The following is a 537-nucleotide window of genomic DNA, read 5'->3' on the forward strand; positions in this document are numbered from 1 at the left end:
TCTGGATATCTTCCAAAAACGTACGCTGCACCGCCGATACTTTCTCTTGGCTTAAATCTTTTGCACGCGCCATTGCACTACCAACACGCTGTACTTGTTTCGGTTCTAAATGACGGATGATGCCAGCCGCATCTTGCTCATTCAGACTTAATAACAAAATGGCCGCTTTCTCTTCACCAGTAATGGTGGAGGCATCAAACTCAACTGGCATGCCTGCGCCGTTTTCATCTTGAGGTACGATATCGTTAGCCATTTTCGTTCATCCAGTTTTTCACAACTTGAGCCGCTAGCTCTGGTTCGTTCGCTACAAGTGCACGAACCGCTTTCAGTACGTCTTCATCTTTATGAAGGTTAGGCAGATCGATACTTGAACCAAATTCAAACAGCTCACTGCTTTCAATGTCGCTACCAATTAGGCTGGTTTCGCCATCGGCACCAATTGGCAAACCGTCTGGGCCGTACATTTCATCGTCGTCATCACCAGCTGGGTTAAGCAGTTTCTTCATTGCAGGGCGAACCAGTACAAGCACAACCACG

Annotated in this window: 2 pseudogenes; both read right to left on the minus strand. The window is 47.3% G+C overall.

Annotated features, from left to right (window positions below):
• Window positions 1-253, minus strand: a pseudogene (locus tag R7Q46_RS29795) (flagellar motor switch protein FliG); the annotation flags it as partial.
• Window positions 246-537 (minus strand): annotated as a pseudogene (locus R7Q46_RS29800) (flagellar basal body M-ring protein FliF); the annotation flags it as partial. The pseudogenes R7Q46_RS29800 and R7Q46_RS29795, both read right to left, overlap by 8 nt.

The organism is Vibrio sp. 811 (genome assembly GCF_033339195.1).